General features: G+C 62.4%; 17 protein-coding genes and 1 tRNA gene. 4 read left to right on the top strand and 14 right to left on the bottom strand.

Translation table 11 applies throughout. The annotated features are described in order from the left end of the window. Nucleotides 1–284 precede the first annotated feature (284 nt). The 9 genes from JKL45_RS10125 to JKL45_RS10085 form a co-directional block, all read right to left on the bottom strand. Nucleotides 285–360, bottom strand: a tRNA-Lys gene (locus tag JKL45_RS10125). Between the two features lie 146 nt (nucleotides 361–506). Further along, on the bottom strand, nucleotides 507–1,688 hold the full coding sequence (tgt, locus tag JKL45_RS10120) for a tRNA guanosine(34) transglycosylase Tgt (RefSeq protein WP_201861008.1): 1,182 nt from the start codon (nucleotides 1,686–1,688) through the stop codon (nucleotides 507–509). A gap of 65 nt (nucleotides 1,689–1,753) precedes the next feature. Further along, the gene (queA, locus tag JKL45_RS10115) at nucleotides 1,754–2,830 is read right to left on the bottom strand and encodes a tRNA preQ1(34) S-adenosylmethionine ribosyltransferase-isomerase QueA (RefSeq protein ID WP_201861007.1); all 1,077 of its coding nucleotides are present in this window, start codon (nucleotides 2,828–2,830) and stop codon (nucleotides 1,754–1,756) included. 123 nt (nucleotides 2,831–2,953) lie between these two features. Further along, the gene (locus JKL45_RS10110) at nucleotides 2,954–3,421 is read right to left on the bottom strand and encodes a peptidylprolyl isomerase (RefSeq protein ID WP_201861006.1); all 468 of its coding nucleotides are present in this window, start codon (nucleotides 3,419–3,421) and stop codon (nucleotides 2,954–2,956) included. A gap of 116 nt (nucleotides 3,422–3,537) precedes the next feature. After that, on the bottom strand, nucleotides 3,538–4,035 hold the full coding sequence (locus tag JKL45_RS10105) for a UCP034077 family protein (protein WP_201861005.1): 498 nt from the start codon (nucleotides 4,033–4,035) through the stop codon (nucleotides 3,538–3,540). A gap of 8 nt (nucleotides 4,036–4,043) precedes the next feature. Beyond that, complete coding sequence (locus tag JKL45_RS10100; RefSeq protein ID WP_201861004.1) at nucleotides 4,044–4,592, bottom strand: peptidylprolyl isomerase; 549 nt, start codon at nucleotides 4,590–4,592, stop codon at nucleotides 4,044–4,046. 31 nt (nucleotides 4,593–4,623) lie between these two features. Then, nucleotides 4,624–5,124 carry a pantetheine-phosphate adenylyltransferase gene (gene coaD / locus JKL45_RS10095; RefSeq protein ID WP_201861003.1) on the bottom strand — a complete coding sequence of 167 codons (501 nt, stop codon included), beginning with the start codon at nucleotides 5,122–5,124 and terminating at the stop codon, nucleotides 4,624–4,626. 338 nt (nucleotides 5,125–5,462) lie between these two features. Next, nucleotides 5,463–8,153 carry a DNA gyrase subunit A gene (gene gyrA, locus JKL45_RS10090; RefSeq protein WP_246498455.1) on the bottom strand — a complete coding sequence of 897 codons (2,691 nt, stop codon included), beginning with the start codon at nucleotides 8,151–8,153 and terminating at the stop codon, nucleotides 5,463–5,465. Between the two features lie 1,387 nt (nucleotides 8,154–9,540). Beyond that, complete coding sequence (locus JKL45_RS10085) at nucleotides 9,541–10,395, bottom strand: protein phosphatase 2C domain-containing protein (protein WP_201861001.1); 855 nt, start codon at nucleotides 10,393–10,395, stop codon at nucleotides 9,541–9,543. A 69-nt stretch (nucleotides 10,396–10,464) separates the two neighbouring features. Between JKL45_RS10085 and JKL45_RS10080 the strand changes: the two genes are divergently transcribed. Further along, the gene (locus JKL45_RS10080) at nucleotides 10,465–11,103 is read left to right on the top strand and encodes a MarC family protein (RefSeq protein WP_201861000.1); all 639 of its coding nucleotides are present in this window, start codon (nucleotides 10,465–10,467) and stop codon (nucleotides 11,101–11,103) included. Nucleotides 11,104–11,119: 16 nt separating this feature from the next. On the opposite strand, the gene JKL45_RS10075 is transcribed toward JKL45_RS10080, so the two are convergent. Further along, on the bottom strand, nucleotides 11,120–12,238 hold the full coding sequence (locus tag JKL45_RS10075) for a M20 family metallopeptidase (protein WP_201860999.1): 1,119 nt from the start codon (nucleotides 12,236–12,238) through the stop codon (nucleotides 11,120–11,122). 196 nt (nucleotides 12,239–12,434) lie between these two features. Between JKL45_RS10075 and JKL45_RS10070 the strand changes: the two genes are divergently transcribed. Then, nucleotides 12,435–13,865: a calcium-binding protein gene (locus JKL45_RS10070; protein ID WP_201860998.1), complete on the top strand. Its 1,431-nt coding sequence runs from the start codon at nucleotides 12,435–12,437 to the stop codon at nucleotides 13,863–13,865. Nucleotides 13,866–13,935: 70 nt separating this feature from the next. On the opposite strand, the gene JKL45_RS10065 is transcribed toward JKL45_RS10070, so the two are convergent. The 4 genes from JKL45_RS10065 to ssb form a co-directional block, all read right to left on the bottom strand. After that, on the bottom strand, nucleotides 13,936–15,945 hold the full coding sequence (locus tag JKL45_RS10065; protein ID WP_201860997.1) for a cadherin domain-containing protein: 2,010 nt from the start codon (nucleotides 15,943–15,945) through the stop codon (nucleotides 13,936–13,938). Between the two features lie 21 nt (nucleotides 15,946–15,966). Next, nucleotides 15,967–16,746: a hypothetical protein gene (locus tag JKL45_RS10060; RefSeq protein ID WP_201860996.1), complete on the bottom strand. Its 780-nt coding sequence runs from the start codon at nucleotides 16,744–16,746 to the stop codon at nucleotides 15,967–15,969. A gap of 302 nt (nucleotides 16,747–17,048) precedes the next feature. Then, nucleotides 17,049–17,255, bottom strand: coding sequence for a DUF6894 family protein (locus JKL45_RS30785; RefSeq protein WP_376771020.1), 207 nt, complete (start codon nucleotides 17,253–17,255; stop codon nucleotides 17,049–17,051). 226 nt (nucleotides 17,256–17,481) lie between these two features. Further along, nucleotides 17,482–18,003: a single-stranded DNA-binding protein gene (gene ssb, locus JKL45_RS10050; protein ID WP_201860994.1), complete on the bottom strand. Its 522-nt coding sequence runs from the start codon at nucleotides 18,001–18,003 to the stop codon at nucleotides 17,482–17,484. A 225-nt stretch (nucleotides 18,004–18,228) separates the two neighbouring features. Here ssb and JKL45_RS10045 point away from each other — a divergent pair, with 225 nt between their 5' ends. Both JKL45_RS10045 and uvrA read left to right on the top strand, forming a co-directional pair. Next, on the top strand, nucleotides 18,229–19,563 hold the full coding sequence (locus JKL45_RS10045; protein ID WP_201860993.1) for a calcium-binding protein: 1,335 nt from the start codon (nucleotides 18,229–18,231) through the stop codon (nucleotides 19,561–19,563). Between the two features lie 209 nt (nucleotides 19,564–19,772). Further along, nucleotides 19,773–22,769: an excinuclease ABC subunit UvrA gene (gene uvrA / locus JKL45_RS10040; RefSeq protein WP_201860992.1), complete on the top strand. Its 2,997-nt coding sequence runs from the start codon at nucleotides 19,773–19,775 to the stop codon at nucleotides 22,767–22,769. Nucleotides 22,770–22,774: the final 5 nt, after the last annotated feature.

The following is a 22,774-nucleotide window of genomic DNA, read 5'->3' as shown; positions in this document are numbered from 1 at the left end:
CGTAGAGAACGCAGAAACCCTTTGGGATCGCAAAACCGCTCAGGATTGGAGAGTTGCCCCTTGACCCATTAGAGAACAGCATCGGTCAAAATCAGCCCTTAAGCTTGGCCGTGTGAAGGTCCGCTCATCGCGCAGTTGCGGACACTTTTGCTGTCCAGCGCTGCTGAGGCGGAAATTGCGCGAATTGTGTCTGCCGTTACCCGCGGCGTTACCCGAGAGAAAAGTCGGCCCAGACCCTCAGAGACAGGAAATCCACGAAACCCTTGCCGGCTAAGGGTTTGATGTGGTGAGCGCGCTGGGACTCGAACCCAGGACCCTCTGATTAAAAGTCAGATGCTCTACCGGCTGAGCTACGCGCTCCCAGGGGTGAGCCCGAGATAGGGGGTCTCGGGCCTGAGGTCAATCGAAAAGCCCCGCCTCAGGGCCTTATTCCTCAGCCTCCGCCCCCTGCCATGGCCATTACCCGGACACACTTTCGCGCGGAAACGCCCCTCTGCCGGGCAAGCTTAGCCTTCGGATGCCGTGGCCATGTTGTTGGCGTGCTGTCCCACTTCCGCCTTGCTGTCCCGCTCGCCCTTGGCCCAGCCTTCCTTGACTTCGCCGATATAGCTATCGAGACGGCCATCGGTAATGGCCTTGCGGAGACCCGCCATCAGTTCCTGATAATAGGCCAGGTTGTTCCAGGTCAGCAGCATCATACCCAGGATCTCGTTTGAGCGCACGAGATGGTGGAGATAGGCCCGGGAATAGGTATTGGAGGCTGTGCACTTCGATTCCGGATCGAGGGGGCTCGTATCCTCGGCAAAGCGGGCATTGCGCAGGTTCATCCGTCCGTGGCGGGTGAATACTTGACCGTGCCGTCCGGCCCGGGTGGGCATGACGCAGTCGAACATGTCGACGCCGCGGCGCACCGCCTCGACGATATCGTCCGGCGTGCCGACCCCCATGAGGTAGCGAGGCTTGGCGCCCGGCATATGCGGCTCGACCGTCTCGATCATGCGCAGCATCACCTCCTGCGGCTCACCCACGGCGAGACCGCCGATGGCATAGCCCTTCAGATCCAGGGCCGCGAGTTCTCTGGCGCTCTCGATGCGCAGCCGCTCCACCGCTCCGCCTTGAACGATGCCGAACATGGCCTTGCCCGGTTGCTCGCCAAACGCCACCCGGCAGCGCTCCGCCCAGCGCAGGGACAGGCGCATGGCCTTCTCGGCCACCTCGTCCGAGCACGGCAGCTTCACGCATTCGTCGAGCTGCATCTGGATGTCGGAGCCGAGCAGGCCCTGGATCTCGATGGAGCGCTCGGGCGTCAGCACATGGGTCGAGCCGTCGATATGCGACTGGAAGGTAACCCCGGTCTCATCGATCTTGCGCAGGGCGGAAAGGGACATGACCTGGAAGCCACCGGAATCCGTGAGGATCGGATAGGGCCAGTTCATGAACTGATGCAGCCCGCCGAGCCGGGCCACCCGCTCCGCGCCGGGGCGGAGCATGAGGTGATAGGTGTTGCCGAGCACCACATCGGCCCCGAGCGCCTTCACCTGATCGGGATACATGGCCTTCACGGTCGCAGCCGTGCCGACCGGCATGAAGGCGGGCGTGCGGATGACGCCGCGGGGCATCCGGATCTCCCCGGTGCGCGCCGCCCCGTCGGTCTTATTGACGCTGAAGGTGAAGGTCTCGGTGGTCATTCAGAATCCTGCCTGAGAATAGGTCACCCTCCCGCGCGTTCCTCGCGCCGGATATGACATGGGTATCAACGCCGAAACAGCAGACTCGCATCGCCATAGGAGTAGAAGCGATAGCCGGTTTCAATAGCATGGGCATAGGCTGCCCTCATGCTATCGAGCCCCGCGAAGGCCGAGACGAGCATGAACAGGGTCGAACGCGGGAGATGGAAGTTGGTCATCAGCACGTCCACCGCCTTGAAGCGGTAGCCGGGCGTGATGAAGATGGCGGTGTCGCCGGAGAAGGGCGCGATTGTGCCGTCCTCGCGGGCGGCGCTCTCCAAGAGCCTTAAGGACGTGGTGCCGACCGCCACGATCCGCCCCCCCCTGGCTCGCGCCTCGTTCAGCGCCCGCGCGGTCTCCTCGGAGACGGAGCCCCACTCCGCGTGCATCCGGTGCTCGGCGGTGTCCTCCGCCTTCACCGGCAGGAAGGTGCCAGCACCCACATGGAGCGTCACGAATTGCCGGCTGACGCCACGCTCGTCGAGGCGGCGGAAGAGATCTTCAGTAAAATGCAGGCCGGCCGTGGGAGCCGCAACGGCGCCCTCATCCTTGGCATAGACGGTCTGGTAGTCGGCGCGATCCTGATCGTCGGTCGGGCGTTTTCCCGCGATATAAGGCGGCAGAGGCAGCTCGCCGAGACGGGCGATGGCCTCGTCCAGGTACGCACCGGCGAAAGAGAAGCGCAAAGCCACATCGCCCCCTTGGCCTTTCTCCTCCACCTCGGCATCGAGCCGCACGAGCTCGCAGGCCGTGCTCTCCGTATCCTCACCGAAGCGGATGCGATCGCCCACATTGAGCTTCTTGGCCGGGCGAGCAAAGGCGCGCCAGCGGTCGGCGCCTTCCCGCTTGTGCAGCATGATCTCGACGCGCGCAGCCGTCTCCTGGCGCACGCGCAGGCCATAGAGCCTCGACGGGATGACCTTGGTGTCGTTGAGCACCAGCACATCGCCCGGCTGCAGGAGGTCCGGCAGGTCGCGGGCGATGCGGTCCTCGAGCCCGGCTTTGGGGCGGACAACGAGCATGCGCGCAGCATCGCGCGGCTCCACCGGGCGAAGCGCGATGCTGGTTTCAGGAAGGTCGAAATCGAAGAGGTCGACGCGCATGGTTACTTTGGAGTGTCATCCCGGACGCCGCAGGCGATCCGGGATCGTGTGACGAGAATGGCGCCACATATGGCGAGCAATCCCGGGTTCCGCGATGCGGCCCCGGGATGACACCTGATTGTTTTAAGCCGCGTCCGCCGCAACCTTCATGGAGACAATGCTGTCCGGATCGCGCACGGGCTCGCCGCGCTTGATCTTGTCCACGTTGTCCATGCCTTCGGTCACCTTGCCCCAGACGGTGTACTGCTTGTCGAGGAAGCGGGCATCGTCGAAGCAGATGAAGAACTGCGAATTGGCCGAATGCGGGGCATTCGTGCGCGCCATGGAGCAGGTGCCGCGCACATGCGGCTCCGAGTTGAACTCGGCCTTCAGGTCCGGCAGGTCGGAGCCGCCGCTGCCGGTGCCGGTCGGATCGCCCGTCTGGGCCATGAAGCCATCGATCACCCGGTGGAAGACGACGCCGTCATAGAAGCCCTTGCGAGCCAAGGTCTTGATGCGCTCCACATGGCCCGGAGCGAGGTCGGGGCGCAGTTCGATGACCACGCGGCCCTTGGTGGTTTCCATGATGAGGGTGTTTTCTGGATCTGCCATGTGATTCTCCTTGGAATGGCTTGTATTTAGGGGATGCGGTCGCCGGTCACTAGAGCAGCGGGCCAAAAGTCAGGCCCGCTGCTCGGTGATATGGACCTTCGGTGCCGCCCCTTGCGTCAAAGGTTCTGTGATTTGTCTGTGGCCGGGGAGTCGACGAAGCGGAAGGTGAACGGACGACCGGCCACCGCCGCCCCGAGCCTGTCCGTGAACGGCATGGGCGAGCAGCGCACCAGGGCCTCCCGCACGGCCTGCGTGAAGGCGTCCCGGTTCGCTGCGTCCGGCTCCCCCTCCCGGTAGTGGGTGATCATGGGCTTGCCGAGCACCTCGCCGTTCCGCTTGAAGCTGATGCGGATTGTCACCGACTGGCCGGAATAGCGGATGCCGGTCGGACGCCAGCAGGCCTGCATCGCGCGCACGATGTCGTTGAGGGTGTTGACCTCCTTCGGAATCTCCTCGCCGCTCGGCGGACGGATGATGCCACTGAAGCTCTGCGGCAGGGACGGAGGAGGCTCGCGCCGCTCGTCGGGATCGCCGAACAACCCCTGGGCAAGGGCCGGCATTGCCGGATTCAGGCCCAGGAGAAATACGGCGAGCGACGTTCCGTATGACCGCAAGACACGCATCATTTCGCGTCGGCGGCGATCTGCATCTTCACGATCTTGTCGGGGCTGCGGACCATACCGTTGGCGGCGGAATCGCCCTTTTTGATCTTGTCGACCACGTCCATGCCGGAAACGACTTCACCGAAAAGGGTGTACTGGCCGGTGAGCGGACCGCAGCCGTCGTAGCAGATGAAGAACTGGCTGTTGGCCGAATCCGGGCTTTGGGACCGGGCCATGCCGACCGAACCGCGCTTGTACTGGGTCTTGGTGAACTCGGCCGGTATGTTGGGCAGCTCCGACTTGCCGGTGCCGGTGCCGGTCGGATCGCCGGTCTGGGCCATGAAGCCATCGATCACCCGGTGGAAGACGACGCCATCGTAGAAGCCGCGCTTGGTCAGGGCCTTGATCTGCTCCACGTGCTTGGGAGCCAGATCCGGGCGCAGGCGGATGGTGATGCGTCCGTCCTTGGTGTCGAGGAGGACCGTGTTCTGCGGGTCGGCGGCCTGCTGGGCGGCGACTGGCACGAGGCCGGCGAGCACGAGTGCTCCGGATGCGAGCAAACGCTTCATGGATGGATATCTCCCTTTTGGATGATGAACTCTATGGCCGCCTGAATTTGGCTTTCAGGCGCTCGGCGACAAGCCCCGGCACGAAGGCCGAGACATCGCCACCCATGCCGGCGATCTGCCGCACAAGCGTGGCGGTGATGGGGCGCACGGCAGGAGATGCCGGTAAGAAGAGAGTCTGGACTTCCGGCGCCATGGTGGCGTTCATGGAGGCCATCTGGATCTCGTAGTCGAAATCCGTGCCGTCGCGCAGGCCACGCACGATCAGGCCCGCGCCATGGCGCCGGGCGGCATCGACGGCGAGGTCGTTGAACGTCACCACATCGAGGGCAACGCCCCTCGCCTGCAGCATCGGCCCGCAAACCTCACGCAGCATGTCGGCCCGTTCCTCGGCCGGAAAGACCGGCGCCTTCGAGGAATGGACCCCGATGGCGATCACGATCCTGTCCGCCACGCTGCAGGCCTGACGCAGGACGTCCAGGTGCCCGTTGGTGACGGGGTCGAAGCTGCCGGTATAGAGGGCGGTGCGTGTCATGAGGCCAAGGCGTAGCCGGATTGGAGCCGCCCGGCAAGCCGTGCGTTGGCACACCGCGGCCTGAAGGGAAGCATGGAATATTCCGGCTAACCTAAAGTCAAGGTCTCAGGAGCGCCACCATGGTCTTCCGTCTCTGCATCGTCTTCGCCACCGCCATCGCCGTGCTGAGCCCGGCGGCTCTGGCGAGCCTCGGCTAAGCTTGCGGCATCAGGCTGATTGCTCGTGCTGTCATTCCAGGCTCCGCCGCGTGGCCCGGAATAACACTGAAAAAGCGAAGCTCATAAAAAACCCGCCGGCTCACACCGGCGGGTTGTGTTTCTTTGATCGACCGGGAGCTCTTACTCTTCCGCAGCCGCGCCGCCTTCGGTCGCAGCGTCATCGACGCTCTCGCCGTTCTCGTCTTCCTCACCCTCGACGTGCTCGACGGAAACGACCTTTTCTTTGTCCTTGGTCGAGAAGACGGTGACGCCCTGCGAGTTGCGGCCGACGACGCGGATGCCTTCCACGGGCACGCGGATCAGCTGACCACCATCGGTGACGAGCATGATCTGATCGGAGCTCTCGACCGGGAAGGAAGCCACCAGCTTGCCATTGCGGCTGTTGACCGCCATGGCCGTGATGCCTTTGCCGCCGCGCCCCGTGATGCGGTACTCGTAGGACAGAGTGCGCTTGCCATAGCCCTTCTCGGAGAGCGTCAGAATGCACTGCTCCTGTGCGCTCATCTCGGCGTAGCGCTCCTGCGAGAGCGAGACGTTCTCGGCTGAAGCCTCCTCTGCCTCATCTGAAGCGTCGGCATCCGAGCCCATCTGCTCGCCGGTGACCGCGCGGCGCATCTTAAGATAGGCCGCGCGTTCCTCGCCGGTCGCCTCCACGTGGCGCAGGATCGCCATCGAGATGATGTCGTCGCCCTGGGCCAGGTTGATGCCGCGCACGCCCATCGAGTCGCGCCCCTTGAACACGCGCACGTCCGTGACCGGGAAGCGAATGCACTGGCCTTTCGCCGTGGTGAGCAGCACGTCGTCGTTCTCCGAGCAGATCTGCACGTCGACGATGTGCTCGCCCTCATCAAGCTTCATGGCGATCTTGCCGCCGCGATTAACCTGAACGAAGTCCGACAGCTTGTTGCGGCGAACCGTGCCGCGGGAGGTCGCGAACATCACGTCCAGCTTGTCCCAGGACGCTTCGTCCTCGGGCAGCGGCATGATGGTGGTGATGCGCTCGCCCTGCTTGATGGGCAGCATGTTCACCAGGGCCTTGCCCTTGGCGTTGGGAGCCGCCAGCGGCAGGCGCCACACCTTCTCCTTGTAGGCCTGGCCCTCGGACGAGAAGAAGATCACCGGCGTGTGGGTATTGGCCACGAACAGGCGGGTGACGAAGTCTTCGTCGCGCGTCGTCATGGCGGAGCGGCCCTTGCCGCCGCGGCGCTGCGCCCGGTAGGTCGAGAGCGGCACGCGCTTGATGTAGCCGGCATGGGACACGGTCACGACCATGTCCTCGCGGGCGATCAGGTCCTCGTCGTCGAGATCGGAATCCCAATCCACGATCTGCGTCTTGCGCGGCGTCGCGAAGGTGTTGCGCACCTCCGCGAGCTCACCCTTGATGATGCCCATGATGCGCTCGCGCGAGCGCAGGATCTCAAGGTAGTCAGAGATTTCGGCCGCAAGCTTCGACAGCTCGTCGCCGATCTCGTCCCGGCCAAGAGCCGTGAGGCGCTGCAGGCGCAGGTCGAGGATGGCGCGGGCCTGCGTCTCGGAGAGACGGTAGGTGCCGTCGTCGTTGATGCGGTGGCGCGGATCGTCCACGAGCGCGATCAGCGGCGCGATGTCGTGCGCCGGCCAGTCGCGGCCCATGAGCGCTTCGCGGGCCGTATTCGGATCGGGCGAAGTGCGGATGAGGCGGATCACCTCGTCGATATTGGCCACCGCGATGGCAAGGCCGCACAGCACGTGGGCGCGCTCACGGGCCTTGTTGAGCAGGAACTTGGTCCGGCGGGACACGACCTCCTCGCGGAAGTCGACGAAGGCCTGGATCAGGTCCTTGAGCGTCATCAGCTCGGGACGGCCGCCGTTGAGCGCCACCATGTTGCAGCCGAAGCTCGTCTGCAGCGGCGTGTAGCGGTAGAGCTGGTTGAGCACCACGTCGGCCATGGCGTCGCGCTTGATCTCGATCACGATGCGCATGCCGTCGCGGTCGGATTCGTCGCGAAGATCCGAGATGCCCTCGATCTTCTTCTCGCGCACCAGCTCGGCGATCTTCTCGATCAGCGAGGCCTTGTTCACCTGATATGGGATCTCGGTGAAGATGATCGCCTCGCGGTCCTTGCGGACCTCCTCGATCTCTGACTTCGCCCGCATGATGACGGAGCCGCGGCCCGTCGTGTAGGCGGACTTGGCGCCGGAGCGGCCGAGGATCAAGGCGCCGGTCGGGAAGTCCGGACCGGGAATGATCTCGATCAGTTCTTCGGCGGAGATGCCGGGATTGTCGATGAACGCCAGGCAGCCGTCGATCACCTCACCCAGATTGTGGGGAGGCATGTTGGTGGCCATGCCGACCGCGATGCCGCCGGCGCCGTTGACGAGCAGGTTCGGGAAGCGCGCCGGCAGAACCGACGGCTCGTCCTTGGACTCGTCGTAATTGGGGGTGAAATCGACCGTGTCCTTATCGATGTCGTCGAGAAGCGGCATCGCCGCCTTGGCGAGACGGGACTCGGTGTAGCGCATGGCCGCCGGCGGATCGCCGTCCACGGAGCCGAAATTGCCCTGCCCATCCACAAGCATGAGGCGGAGCGAGAAGTCCTGCGCCATGCGCACCAAGGCGTCATAGATCGCGCTGTCGCCGTGCGGATGGTATTGACCCATCACGTCGCCGACGATGCGGGCGGATTTCACATATTTCTTGTCGGGCGTATAGCCGTTCTCATGCATCGAATAGAGGATGCGCCGGTGCACGGGCTTGAGGCCGTCGCGCGCATCGGGCAGAGCGCGGCTCACGATCACGCTCATGGCGTAATCGAGATAGGAGCGCTTCATCTCGTCGACGATGGAAATGAGCTTGATGTCGCTGGCCGGCTGGTCCCCGCCGGGGCCGCCGGAGCGGATATCGTTCGGATCGGTCAAGGTTGGTCTTTCTTAAAACGGTCTGCCCTTTCGCGAGAGGCGGCTTATGGTGCCGCTTCGTCAAGCCGTCCGGCAGGCCCGCGAATCCAATTGAAATCAGGCTCTTACATGGGGGAGAATGCCACGTTTTTCAAGCTTTTTGACGGGTTTTCCAGAGGCAAGGACAGGAGCGAAATCCGTTTACGTTTCAGCAACTTATTGACGGATGAAGCGCCGCGGTGAGCTGGCACGCGCCTGTGGCGATTTCGCAGGGCTGAGGACCGGCCGAGAAACGGCCTCAAAGGCTCCCCCTAAACGTCTGATTTAATTGAACTCTGCTGTTTCACGAACCGTCATCCCGTACGTCGGAGTTGATCCGGGATCGTGTGCAGGAGGTAGCGCCGGAACCTGCATGCTGTCATCCCCGCGCAGGCGGAGATCCATAATGGCCAACGTCTCAAGGAGAGCGGGAAGTGTTGCGCCTCGTTCTGCCTCGTCGGCGGTTATGGATCCCGGGCTCTGCTGCGCAACCCCGGGATGATGGTGCTTCATTCGTCTTGCGATCCCGGATCGGCTATGCCGTCCGGGATGATGCGGGTGACAGGGTGTCAAAGAGCCAGCACCTGTGGGCCTGCAGCGTGAGCTGCGAGCCTGAAGGTTGATCGAGGGTGGCGCAACGGGCAGCCCGGCTCGATGATGTGTGGTGAATGTGAGAGCCAGACTGCTCGTCACGCACGGTTTGTTTCAGCGGACCTGGAGGCATGCCAGGATCGGCCACCCGCGATCACAGGTTTGCGAGCCCTGCGGCGGGACCGTGCCTGCTCCCACACTGCGACGCCTCGCGAGCGCGCCCCTCTCAGGAACAGATCTAAGCAACCTTATAGCTCAGCTTAGGACCAAAGTCAAGAACAAAGTAGGAACAAACATCCCCTCCGTCATGGCCGGGCTCGTCCCGGCCATCCACGTCCTGCACCCGCTCAAGCAACCTCAATCCTCATCCTGAGGAGCAGACGCAGTCTGCATCTCGAAGGAGGCTCCAGTGCTCTCTGGAACCTCCTTCGAGACGGTCGCTCCGCGACCTCCTCAGGATGAGGGCGGAGAGACACACAACGTGGATCCCCGGAACAGGTCCGGGGATGACGATGTAGGTATCACGCCGCGGAAGAGGGACGAGGCGGTGTGGGTGTCACTCCCAGCTGGAGCGTCAGCGGAGAGGAAGGGAATCCATAGCACCTCGCAAGCAAATAGATTCCCTCCCCGCGCATTCGTGCGCCAGGATGACACCCGCTCATCACGGCCGGCCAAAATGGGTGGGGTCGAGCTAGGCCCTCAGCAAAATCGCCGTTGTGTCGTCGCTCAGCTTGAAGCGGGGATAGAGCGTTCCGTCCGCATCGCGCTCGGTCTCGATTTCTCGCGCCAGCCTCGCCAGGGGTCCAAGACCGGAAGCGACCGCCGCCTCCATGAGCGCCTCGGCATCCATCGCACGATAAAGGTCGACCAGAACCGAGAACCCATCCGAGGCGAGGAGGATCGCTGTGCCGTCCTCGCAGGGGGCCGTCTCGCATCGCAGCCGGTCGGCAGCATCCGGGTTGAGGCTCAGGAGGGCCGGCGGGATGCCGCTCCTGCGCTGGCGCTCGCGGCGACCTCCGAGCCAAGCGAGGAAGACGGGTTCTGCGAGGATGGCCGTGGGCCTGGAGCCTGCCTGCCGCATCAAATCGGCGGCCATGGCGGCTTCCGCCTCCCTCAGGCCTGGAGCATCCCCCAGCACCCGGACTGTGCCGTCCGGCTGTCGCACATAGGCCGTGGTGTCGCCGAAGGTCCAGGCATCGAGCACATTGTCCCTGCGGTGGACCAGAGTCATGGCTCCGAGCGGCCAGGTGACGAAATCCTCATGCCGGTCTGCGGGCGCGACGGCCCGGTAGGCCGTACGGGCCTCCTCCATGACGTGACGGATCAGGGGCGGGCCGTCGTCGGCGTGAGGCGCAAGGTTTGAGAGCCGCTCGTCGGCGAATTTCGCAAGCCAAGCGGCATCGCTTGCCTCGTGCATGACGGGTGAGGTGCCGGGAAAGATCGAGGTGTCGATCACCCAGGCCCAATCGCCCGAGAGGCCACAGATGTCCTCGTTGGGCTTGTCCGAATGCCCCGGCCAGCTGATCCGATCCAAAACCGTGAACATCGCGCCCCGCCCCCTCGCCAAACATCCCTGGCAACGCCATAACGCAAAGCTTGAAGGAAGGTCCAGCCGATGCTCCTCGACTACATCTCCGCCGCCCTGGTGACCATGCTCGTCACCCTCGACCCGCCGGCCCTTGCGCCGATCTTCGTCTCGCTGACCCGGGGGATGAACGCAGCGGAGCGGCGCCGGGTGGCCGTGCGGGCGAGCCTGATCGCCTTCGGCATTCTGGCCTTCTTCGGCCTCGGGGGCGAGGTTCTGCTGCGCCTCCTTGGCGTCGGCATTCCGGCCTTCCGCATCTCCGGCGGCCTGCTGCTGTTCTGGATCGCCTTCGAGATGGTGTTCGAGCGCCGCAACGAGCGCAAGCAGCACACGGCCGACATCGCCATCACCGAGGATCATATCCGCAATGTCGCGGCCTTCCCGCTCGCCATTCCGCTCATGGCCGGGCCTGGAGCCATTACGGCCGTGATCCTGCTCGCGGGCCGCGCCGACGGCAACATCGCCTATCTCTCGGCCCTGCTCATCCTGATTGCGTTAGGCATCCTGATCTGCCTCGTGGTGTTCTCCGCCGCCGACCGGGTCTCCCGGTGGCTCGGTGTCACGGGCAACGTGGTCCTGACCCGGCTGTTGGGCGTGATCCTGGCGGGACTCGCCGTGCAGTTCATCATCGACGGCGTGCTGGCGCTGATCCGCGGCTGGGCGGCCTAGCCGCGGACGTCGTTCGTCAGCGCAGGGTCTCCAGCAGGCGCGTCATGAGCTTCTGGCGCGGTGCGATGGAGGAGATCAGGCCGTATTCCTGGAGGGTGTGAGCGCCATCGCCGTCGATGCCGAGGCCGTCGAGGGTCGGGATGCCGAGCGCCGCCGTGAAGTTGCCGTCGGAGCCGCCGCCGGCGCGGGGCGCGGAGACGAGGTCGAAGCCGATTTCGGCCGCGAGCGACTTGGCGTGGTCGAAGAGTTTGGAAGTCGCCTCGCTGCGCTCATAGGGCGGCCGGTTCATGCCGCCGGTGACGGAGACCCTGAAATCGGGATTTTGAGGCTTCAGCCCGAGGAGCGCTGCCGTCACGGCCTCGCCATCGGCGACCGTCTCGACCCGCAGGTCCACCGGAAAACGGCAATGCTGCGGAATGGTGTTCACGGCCGTGCCGCCAGACACCATGCCGACCGTCGTGGTGATGCCACGCGCGTAATCCGTCATGGCCTCGACGGCGAGGATCTGGCGCGCCGCCTCGTAGATGGCGTTGCGGCCGTCCTTATGGCGCGAGCCTGCATGGGCAGGCCGCCCCTCCACATGCACGTCGAAGCGCCCTACCCCTTTGCGCGCGGTGACGATCTGGCCGCCATCGCGGGCGGGTTCGGTCACGAGGGCGTAAGCCGAGCGGCGACCGAGATCCTCGATCATCGGCCGGGTGATCGGCGAGCCGATCTCCTCGTCCGGCGTCACCAGGAAGGTGATCGGCCGCGCTGCCGTGCCCCGGCGCGCCACGTCCTTGAACGCCTCGAGGCAGAACCAGGCGCCGCCCTTCATGTCGTAGATGCCAGGCCCGTAAAGCCGATCGCCCTCGATCCGCAGCGGCAGGTCGCTCTCGATGGTGCCGACCGGGTGGACCGTGTCGAGATGCGACATCACCAGGATGCCGGGCTCCGCTGTCTGGGGGCCGGCCCGCAGCACCAGCACGTCACCCAAGCCGTCCGTGCCCGGAATACGCTCGACCGCTACCGGCACGTCCTGCATCTGCGCGACCACGAGGTCCATCATCAGATTGACGCCGGCCCGGTCGGAGGTCGGGCTCTCAGTCCGGATCCAGGTGAAAAGCGTATCGAGAGAGGGGGAGGAGCGGTTCATCATATCCTCGTGCCGGGGGATCGTCTCTGCTGGCTAAGCATCCCTCATTGGAAACATCAAGCCCGCATGCGCAGCGGTCCGTCATATGATTCTAAGAACCTATGTCTATATGACGCAGCGGGATGCTATGGAAACTTTGTAACAAGCAAATAAGGTACGCCCCTCAGCGAAGCAGTAAGAATCAGGTGCAATAAGAATGGCTCGTAAAATCGGCTCATTGGGCAGAAACTTTCTCGAAGGCAGCGGCACTTCCGACACCATCTACGGCGATAGCAGCGGCACTCGCAGCTCAGGTACTACGGGAGGAGATTCGATCCACGGCTACAGCGGAGCGGATTATCTTTACGGCGATGCAAGAACACTGAGGCTGACCGCGCGCGGCGGTGCCGATACGCTCTGGGCCGGGGCGGATGGCGATACGGTGATCGGCGATGCCTATTCCATGAGCTACTCGGCCAGGGGTGGATCGGACAGGATCTGGGGTGAGTACGGCTATGACAAGCTCTACGGCGACGCCCGCACCATGTCAGGCTCGGCCAGGGGCGGCGCCGACAAGCTGTATGGCGGCTACGACAACGACCTGCTTTTCGGCGATGCCTATACCATGTCGTCCAATGCCCTCGGGGGCTCCGACAGCCTCTATGGAGAAGGCGACAACGACTCGCTTTATGGCGATGCCCACAAGCTGACCGGTTCAGCCAGGGGCGGCGCGGATCTCCTGTCCGGAGGCAACAACGACGATAGGCTCTATGGCGATTCCTACAGCATGGCCGCGCGCGCCATCGGTGGAGCGGATACGCTGAGCGGCGACAGCGGAGCGGACATTCTCTACGGCGACGGACGCTCGCTCATCAACTCTGCGACAGGTGGCGCCGACATCCTCAAGGGCGGCAGCTCGGAAGACGCTCTCTATGGCGATGGTTATTCCATGCGCGAGTTCGCCGTCGGCGGCGGCGACAAGCTCTATGGCGGCTCCAGCAACGACCGTCTCTATGGCGATGCCTACACGATGTCCGATTATGCGATCGGTGGTGCCGACTACCTGGCTGGCGAGAGCGGCAACAACCTCCTTTATGGCGATGCCTACAGCATGTTCGGCGCCTCGGCAGGTGGAAACGACTCGCTTTACGGAAGCACAGGCAAGGACACGCTCTATGGCGATGCCGTGTCCCTGAACGATCAGAGCCGGGGTGGAGACGATTATCTGAACGGCAGCTCGGGCAATGACATCCTTTACGGAGACGCGGAGGTCACGAGCGCCTCTGTCACCTATGGCAACGACACCCTGTTCGGCGGCTCCGGCAACGATCGCCTGATTGGCGATTCCTCCTATGGCGGCACCGGGGCGGATTATCTGAACGGCGGCAGCGGGAACGACACCCTGGACGGAGGCGGCGGCCGTGACCTCTTCGCCTTCGACCTTTCCTCCGGCAGGGACACGATCCAGTATTTCCGCCCGGGAGAGGATCAGATCGATCTGCGCGCCTGGCGCCTCGGTTCTTTCGCGGATCTGAACATCGCCGACAGAACAGACTATTCCGTCGTCTTTCTCTCCGGGACGAGCCACTACATCAGACTCGAGAAAGTTTTGAAGGCGCAGCTCTCAGCTGTCGATTTCGTTCTCTGAACATAAAAAGGCCTGGGATATTTTCCGGGCCTTTTCTTTGTGCTCCAGGCGCTACTCTACAAGATCGAACTCAGATGACGAAGAAGTCCTGGTAAGTAAGCTTGCTCTTGTTAGTGAGCGTGGCGATCTGGATCTGCGCCTTCGATCCGGTGCCGTCCTCATCGTAGTACAGCTTGCCCGTCTTCTTGTCGTAGACGATGCGGTCCTCCGCATCCTTGGCCTTGCTGTTCTGCACAAACATATCGCTCTTGAACTTCTTCGGCTTGGAGAACGTGCCTGACCCCAGCTTGGTGAACACCTTGTTGTCCAGGTAGAAGCTGTCGTCCTGGTAACGGAAGTCCGTCACCTGATCGACATTCGTGCGCTTGTTTAGTCGTGTGTCGAACACGAACACGTCCTTGCCACCATGGCCGGTGAGCACATCCTTGCCACCGCTGCCGTAGATTGTGTCGTTGCCATTCTCGCCGCTGAGCACGTCCGCTTGGGCCGTGCCGCGGATGGTGAACGGCGTCGTGTCCATGGCGTTGCCGACGGTGAGGGTCACCGTCAGGCTGGTGCTGCCGCCGAAATCGTCCTTGGCCAGGATCGTCACCTGATGGCTGGGCTGGGTCTCGAAGTCGAGCGGGCCTGCCACCACCAGGCTGTTGCCGCGGATGGCAAAGACCGAACTCGAGCCGGCCGCCAGGCTGTATCGGATCGCGTCGCCATCGGTATCTTTGGCCGCAAGGTCTCCGACCACAACACCGATCGTCGCATTCTCCACCGTGCTGGCCTTCGACAGGGACAGGCCGGTGGGAGCGGCATTGCTCAGGGCCACCACCTTGTCGCCAAACTGGAGCAGGCGCACATTCCTGACCACGTCGGTGCCGTCGAGGCCTGTGACCGTGATGCCGCCGTCGGCGGCTTTGGGACCAATCGTATACTGCCCACTATTGCCGGAGAAGATGGCCGTGTTGATGCCTGTGCCACCGTCAAGGACGTCGTTGCCGGCCCCACCCGTCAGCACATCGTTGCCCGCCTCGCCGAAGAGGAAGTCATTGTCGGTGCCGCCTTCCAGGCTATCGTTGCCGTTTCCGGCATAGAACTCGTCGGTGCCTCCGGCGCCGATCATGGCGTCAGCGAACTTGGTTCCGTCAAAGGCATTGATGTGGGAATAGACGTCGTTCTCGGCCCAGCCTTTGTTCTTCGACCCGTTAGCTTCTGTTCGGTCGAGGCGGATGCCTCCCGTGGCATTCTCATAGCTGACCTTGTTCCAGCCACTCGCAACACTGCCATCCTGATTGTCGCCCCACAGGCTGTCCTTGCCGGCGCCGGCATAGAGGACATCGTTGCCGCCCTCGCCGACGAGGGTATCCTCGCCGCCGGCGCCCACGAGCGTATCGTGACCTTGCCCGCCCTGCAGGGTGTTGTTGCCATCGCTGCCGGTGAGGCTGTCGTTGCCGAGGCCGCCCCGGAGCCCCTCGATGCTGATGTAGGTGTCGCCATCGATCGCGCTGGTCAGGCTGGCGATGATCCCAATTGTGCTGCCTTCGACATAGTAGGAGACGATGTCGTTGCCCTCGCCGCCATCGAGGCGGTCCGCTCCTGTTCCGCCATTGAGAATGTCGTCGCCGCCCTCACCCCGGAGGAAATCGTTCCCGCCTTCTCCGCGCAGAATATCGCCGGATTGGTTGGACCCGATGTAGTGATCGTCGCCCGAGGTCCCGTTCACCACCACAGGCGTAAAGCGGCCGTCGAAGATTTGCGCCTGAACAAGTGGTGCAGCACCCTGCCCAATAGTCCCCCAACCAACTATAAAACGTCCATCGGCCAGAGTCGTGATTGTGGGAGGTAGGGGCGGGTTCTTCACATCGTAGGGAATGTTTGCATCAATGACAACGTGATTGCCGTTGATGGTGCCATTCGCACTATAGGATTGAGCCCTAATGTCCCCGCCTTCTAAATAGGCCAAAGCGAAGCCGCCGTCAGGAAGCGCTGCAACGACGGAATTCTCAATTTTATATTCAGGGGAAGTGCCTGTGGCGAGATCTAATACTGGGCCAGCATTGCCGTCTGCCCCATAGATGATGGCCTTGACCACCTCCCTGAAGGGGCTGGAGCCTTACGTTTGCTTCCATGTAATGATGAAGCGCCCTCCTGAAAGAGCGGTTACATATACGCCACTCGGCTTGTTCTCTGTTCCGATGGTCCAACCATCTGCGCTGCCGTTGTTGGAAATCGCGTTTACTTTAATCTCCCGCTTATCAGCATCAAGGACTGCTGAGATGAACATGCCGGCGTATCGAGCACCTGGAGGGGAATCAATGATGGCGGAAGCCGAGTGGGATTCGAAATTGCCGGCCAGCCAGAACTCAGTAGAGTTTCCTGCTGCGTCAAATACCGTGTTGCTAACACCTATAGTTTGGTCGAGTCCAAAACCCCTAGACGAGACGATAAAACCGCCCCCGTTCCCATAGGAGGTTATATGAGGCGAAGTCTGGTCCCCGATAAATGCCTTGCTTGCGATGAAATCGTCGCCTCTGCCTGTTCCGTCCGCATTGAAAGCCCGCGCCCTGATGTCCTTGCCTGACATCGCGCCGCCTGTATAATCGACCCAGGCTACAGCGAAGCCGCCGTCGGCGAGGGCACTGACATCCGGAAAGCGTTGAGTCGAAGGAGCATTCGATCCATCATACTTCACATCGGATGTATTGACTTGGAAGTCCTGACCTATAGCCGTGCCATCGGCCATAAAGATCTGCGCTCTGATGTCAAAATCTGTGCCGTACTCCGACCATACAGCGACAAACGTCCCATTCTTCAAGGCTGTTACCTGGAGTTCGTAGCGTTCTCCATTGGTGCCTATATTAAGCCGCTCGCCCCATGATGATAGATTTGGCATTTCGAGTGTCCCCTGAGCATAATTCGATCCCTTATATAACTTTATAATGTATCATGCAAAGTGGGTCCGTATGCAGCGCCACATAACTTGGATTTATAGATAACTTAAACTCGACTGGATGAAGAGAACAGCTTCTTCAAGGAAGGCGGGAACACTTTGTCAAGCCATCTATCCTTAGTAACTTAGATAAACCATCTCATTTTATCTATAATCAGCTAGTATTTTTAGCTCTGACTGAATATAATCATAAGTGTATTCTTCTAGGCTTGAGAACTGTATCTCATGCATACTTTGAAGTAATCTCAATGCTGCGCCGTATCCAATGGTATCGTCAGCAGGATATTTCCCGACGCATCGGTTACCTGCAGCTGCCATCCGCGCCAATCAACCTCTTCGTCCTCGCCTTCGTGACGAAGCTCCTGGATCGCTTTGATAGCTTGATAATGGGCGGCGTCCAGATCCGAGACTTCTATGCCTGTCTCATCGAGGATCCGTTCATGCGTGTGCACGAGATGAAAGAAGCAATGCACTCAAAAACAGCCCTGGAAAAACTCTTCAAACGCCGGATTTACGCCGCGCCGGCGCCGATTTCTAAATGAGCAGCTTCCGTGCATTGACGCAAGGTGAGTTTTCCATTCTGCCAAATATTCGGGCGGATTTTGGCGCTTGTGACGAAATGAAAAGGCTGCCAGCCGGCCGCCTCTCCCGATGCGCAAAATCGCCGAAAGCTAGATTCTAGAACGGAATGTCGTCGTCGAGGTCGTTGTAGCGGGAGCCTCCTCCGCTGCTTCCTCCGCCCGAGGACGGCGCCGGGCGCCGGTCCTGAGAGGACGAGCGTCCACCGAAGTCACCGCCGGTTCTGACCTGGCCCGGCTCTTCTTCGCCGAACTCGGATGAGCCGCCGCCGCGGCTGTCCAGGATCGTCAGCTCACCGCGGAAACGCTGCAGCACCACCTCGGTGGAGTACTTCTCCACCCCCTGCTGGTCCGTCCACTTGCGGGTCTGCAGCTGGCCCTCCAGGTACACCTTCGAGCCCTTCTTCAGGTACTGCTCGGCCACCCGGGCCAGGTTCTCGTTGAAGATCACCACCGAGTGCCACTCGGTCTTCTCCTTGCGCTCGCCAGACGCCTTGTCCTTCCAGGTCTCGGACGTGGCAATCCGCAGGTTCACCACCGGATCCCCACTGCCCAGGCGCCGAACCTCAGGGTCGCGCCCCAGATTGCCTACCAAAATCACCTTGTTCACGCTGCCCGCCATCGGAGCCACTCCTCATTCACATGAGGCTGTTGTGGGGCCGGAGGGAGCCTGAGGCAAGCCGCGGGCCAAGTTCTGCACAGGCCCGTCCCCAGTTTACGGCCGCTGCGACTATCCTCCCTCTGAAAAGCCCGCTCTGCCCATGTCGTGAAAGCCTCAAGCGAGCACAAGCACCAGTTGATTTTAACGTGATAACGTGTCAATTTTTCGGGGACTATGGAGGCTGACATGACAACCTATCGCATTACTACAAAGAGGAAGGCCCTGAAGGGAAGCTCGTCGGACGACTTCTTCTTCGGTTCGAAGTTCAAGGATATTATCGATGGCCGCGCTGGCGACGACTATATCTTTGGGGCCGACGGCATCGACAGCCTGACCGGGGGCGACGGTGACGACACCATCTATGGCGGCCTCGGCTCGGACAAGGCGCTCGGCGGGCTTGGCAGAGACAACCTGAATGGCGGCCTCGGCAACGACAAGCTCTATGGTGGCGAGGGCAGAGACTTCCTCAATGGTGATGAAGGCAACGACAGCCTCTATGGAGACGCCGGCAGGGACAACCTCTATGGGGCAGACGGGAATGACAAGCTTTATGGCGGCGACGATGACGACGAACTGACTGGAGGCGAGGGAAACGACCGCCTCGACGGCGGCAAGGGGGATGACAACCTATACGGCCAAGCCGGCAACGACTATCTGTCCGGTGGCGCCGGGGACGACTTTATCGACGGCACTGACCCTACCCCCAGCACGGATCCCGCTAATCCGGTTGCCCCGAGCAAGGACAAGTTGCTGGGCGGCGACGGCAATGACAGGGTCGTTGTTGATGGCGGTGATAATGCCCTTGGCGGCAAGGGCGTGGACACGCTTATCCTTCAAGCCCGCGGTGGGCCGACCGACTACACGGTGTATTCTCTTAACTTCTCCAAAGTTACCGGCAAATCTGCCGCTAATATCGGATATCTCGACATCAAGGCTGGACAGTTCGAAAAGGTTGACGTCGATGTCTTCAAGATGGATGTGGGGAGCGTTATCACAGGCTCGAAGGGTAACGATACGATCAGTGGTTACGGCAAGTCCGGCTTGATCAACGGAGGTTCAGGCAACGACGACCTTTACGCCTCCGGATCCAATGCCGAGAATGCAGCCAATGGGATCGTCGTCAACGGCGGTGCGGGCGATGACATCCTAAGCGGCGACGGCGACGTGACCCTCATTGGTGGTAGGGGCGATGATCAGTTCGCCTTAGATGAGTATTCGGACTGCATCATTGCCGACTTTACGGGGAAAGACGACTTCTTCATCATTGATGCCTACAGCTTCAGGACTTGGGATCCCGTTCTGCAAAAAACGGTGCCTCTCGCCTTCGATCGGGCAAACCTGCTCGTTGTCGGAGCCGACCCGAAGGCCACCTCGACCCTGGCGCAGTTCCTCTACGACACGGACGACGGCAAGCTTTACTACGATGCCGACGGGATTGGGACTGTAGACGATCTCGATCTCGTGGCAACTTTGGCTAACAAAGCCGCCCTCAAGGCCTCCGACTTCGTTTTCGTGATCTGAGGTTGGCTCCCGATCAATCAGAGGCCCGCCACTGGCGGGCCTTTTATTTTTGGAGACAGCACCGACCACTGGCCTTGCACTTCGTACCCTCTTTGTTCTAGGATCGCATCCCTGGAATCATCCGCCGCATTGCGCCGGCGGCTGGGGCATCACATATGCGGGAGCCGGCCTGGCGAGGCTGGTGTTCCTCAGAAGGCTTAAGCTCGGCAATGGCTAAACTCGACGACCTGTTCAACCGCGCCAAGGCGGGCGATCCGAATGCGCGCGTGATCTCCGTGCGCGGGGCGCGGGAGCACAACCTTAAGAACGTCGACCTCATGGTCCCCCGGGACCAGTTGGTGGTGTTCACGGGGCTGTCCGGCTCCGGCAAGTCGTCGCTGGCTTTTGACACGATCTATGCCGAGGGGCAGCGCCGCTACGTGGAGTCCCTGTCGGCCTATGCCCGCCAGTTCCTGGAGATGATGCAGAAGCCGGACGTGGACCAGATCGACGGCCTCTCGCCCGCCATCTCCATCGAGCAGAAGACCACCTCCAAGAACCCGCGCTCGACGGTGGGCACCGTCACCGAGATCTACGACTACATGCGCCTGCTCTGGGCGCGCGTGGGCATCCCGTACTCCCCCGCCACCGGCCTTCCCATCGAAAGCCAGACCGTCTCCCAGATGGTGGACCGGGTGCTGGAGTTGCCGGAGAAGACGAGGCTTTTCCTGCTCGCTCCCGTGGTGCGCGGCCGGAAGGGCGAGTACCGCAAGGAAATCGCCGAGTTCCAGAAGAAGGGCTTTCAGCGCCTGAAGATCGACGGCGAGTATTACGCCATCGATGAGGCCCCTGCCCTCGACAAGAAATTCAAGCACGACATCGACGTGGTGGTGGACCGCATCGTGGTGCGGGCCGACATCGCCGCCCGCCTGGCGGATTCATTCGAGACCGCTCTCGAGCTCACCGACGGCATCGCGGTCGTCGAATACGCCGACGAGAAGGACGAGAAGGGCAAGCCGAAGCGCATCGTCTTCTCGTCCAAGTTCGCCTGCCCGGTTTCCGGCTTCACCATCCCGGAGATCGAGCCGCGCCTGTTCTCGTTCAACAACCCCTTCGGGGCCTGCCCCACCTGCGGCGGCATCGGCCACGAGATGCGGATCGACGAGGCGCTGGTCGTGGACGAGACGCTCTCCCTCAAGCGCGGCGCCATCATGCCCTGGGCGAAGTCGACCTCGCCCTATTACGGCCAGACGCTGGAAGCGATCACGCGGCACTACAAGTCGTCCATGACGAAGCCTTGGACCGAGTTGTCGGAGAAGGTCCGCGAGGCGATCCTCTACGGCTCGGACGGCGACAACATCCGTATGGCCTATGACGACGGCATGCGCGCCTACGAGGTGCGTAAGCCCTTCGAGGGCGTGATCCCCAACCTCGAGCGCCGCTACAAGGAAACCGAGAGCGACTGGGCGCGCGAGGAAATCGGCCGCTTCATGAGCGAGACGCCGTGCGAGGAATGCGGCGGCAAGCGCCTGAAGCCCGAAGCCCTGGCGGTGAAGATCGCCGGCTCCGACATCGGCGATGCCACGGCGCTCTCCGTCAAGGACGCGCAGGTCTGGTTCGCGGATCTCTCGAAGAAGCTGACCAAGAAGCAGAACGAGATCGCCGGCCGCATTCTCAAGGAAATCCGCGAGCGCCTCACCTTCCTGGTCGATGTGGGCCTGGAATACCTGACGCTCGCCCGCGCCTCCGGCACCCTGTCGGGCGGCGAGAGCCAGCGCATCCGCTTGGCGTCCCAGATCGGCTCGGGCCTGACGGGCGTTCTCTACGTGCTCGACGAGCCGTCCATCGGCCTGCACCAGCGCGACAACGAGCGCCTGCTCGGCACGCTGAAGCGCCTGCGCGATCTCGGCAACACGGTGATCGTGGTGGAGCACGATGAGGACGCGATCCTCCAGGCCGACTACGTGTTCGACATCGGCCCCGGCGCCGGCATCCACGGCGGCCAGATCGTGGCGGAAGGCACGCCCGACGAGATCCTGGCGAACCCGAAGTCGCTGACGGGCAAATATCTCACGGGTGAACTGGCCGTGAAGGTACCGGGCAAGCGCCGCAAGCGCGATCCAAAGCGCATGCTGAAGGTGGTGGGCGCCAAGGGCAACAACCTGAAGAACGTGACGGCGGATATCCCGCTCGGCACCTTCACCTGCATCACCGGCGTGTCCGGCGGCGGCAAGTCCACGCTTGTGATCGATACGCTCTACAAGGCGGTCGCCCGCAAGCTCAACAACGCGCTGGAGCACCCTGCCCCGCACGAGCGTATCGACGGCCTGGAGCATCTCGACAAGGTCATCGACATCGACCAGTCGCCCATCGGCCGCACGCCGCGGTCGAACCCGGCCACCTATGTCGGCGCTTTCACGCCGATCCGTGAATGGTTCGCAGGACTCCCGGAAGCAAAGGCCCGCGGCTATCAGCCAGGCCGCTTCTCGTTCAACGTGAAGGGCGGCCGCTGCGAGGCCTGCACCGGCGACGGCGTGATCAAGATCGAGATGCACTTCCTGCCCGACGTCTACGTCACCTGCGACGTGTGCAAGGGCAAACGCTACGACCGCGAGACCCTGGAAGTGAAGTACCGCGAGAACTCCATTGCCGACGTGCTCGACATGACGGTGGAGGAAGCGCGCGAGCTGTTCAAGGCCGTGCCGTCGATCCGCGAGAAGATGCAGACGCTCGCCCGCGTCGGCCTCGACTACGTGCATGTGGGCCAGCAGGCGACCACGCTCTCCGGCGGCGAGGCGCAGCGCGTGAAGCTCTCGAAGGAACTGTCCAAGCGCGCCACCGGCCGCACCCTCTACATCCTCGACGAGCCTACTACAGGCCTCCACTTCCACGATGTAGCGAAGCTTCTGGAAGTGCTGCACGAGCTGGTCGACCAGGGCAACAGCGTGGTGGTGATCGAGCACAACCTCGAGGTCATCAAGACCGCCGACTGGGTGATCGACATGGGCCCCGAAGGCGGCAGCGGCGGCGGCCGCATCGTCGCCCAGGGCACGCCTGAGGACATCGCCGAGTCGAAGGACAGCCACACCGGTCGTTTCCTCAAGGAAGTGCTGGAGCGCAGGCCTTTGAAGAAGGAAGCGCCGCAGAAGGCTTCTGCCAAGAAGGAGCCGGCGAAGAAAGAAGCTCCGAAGAAGGACAAGAAGGTGACGCGTCAGGCGGCTGAGTAAGGCGG

This window comes from Microvirga soli, assembly GCF_016734765.1.
Taxonomy (GTDB): Bacteria; Pseudomonadota; Alphaproteobacteria; order Rhizobiales; family Beijerinckiaceae; genus Microvirga; species Microvirga soli.
Note: the sequence above shows the minus strand (reverse complement) of the source record. Positions and strands in the feature narration are given on the sequence as shown.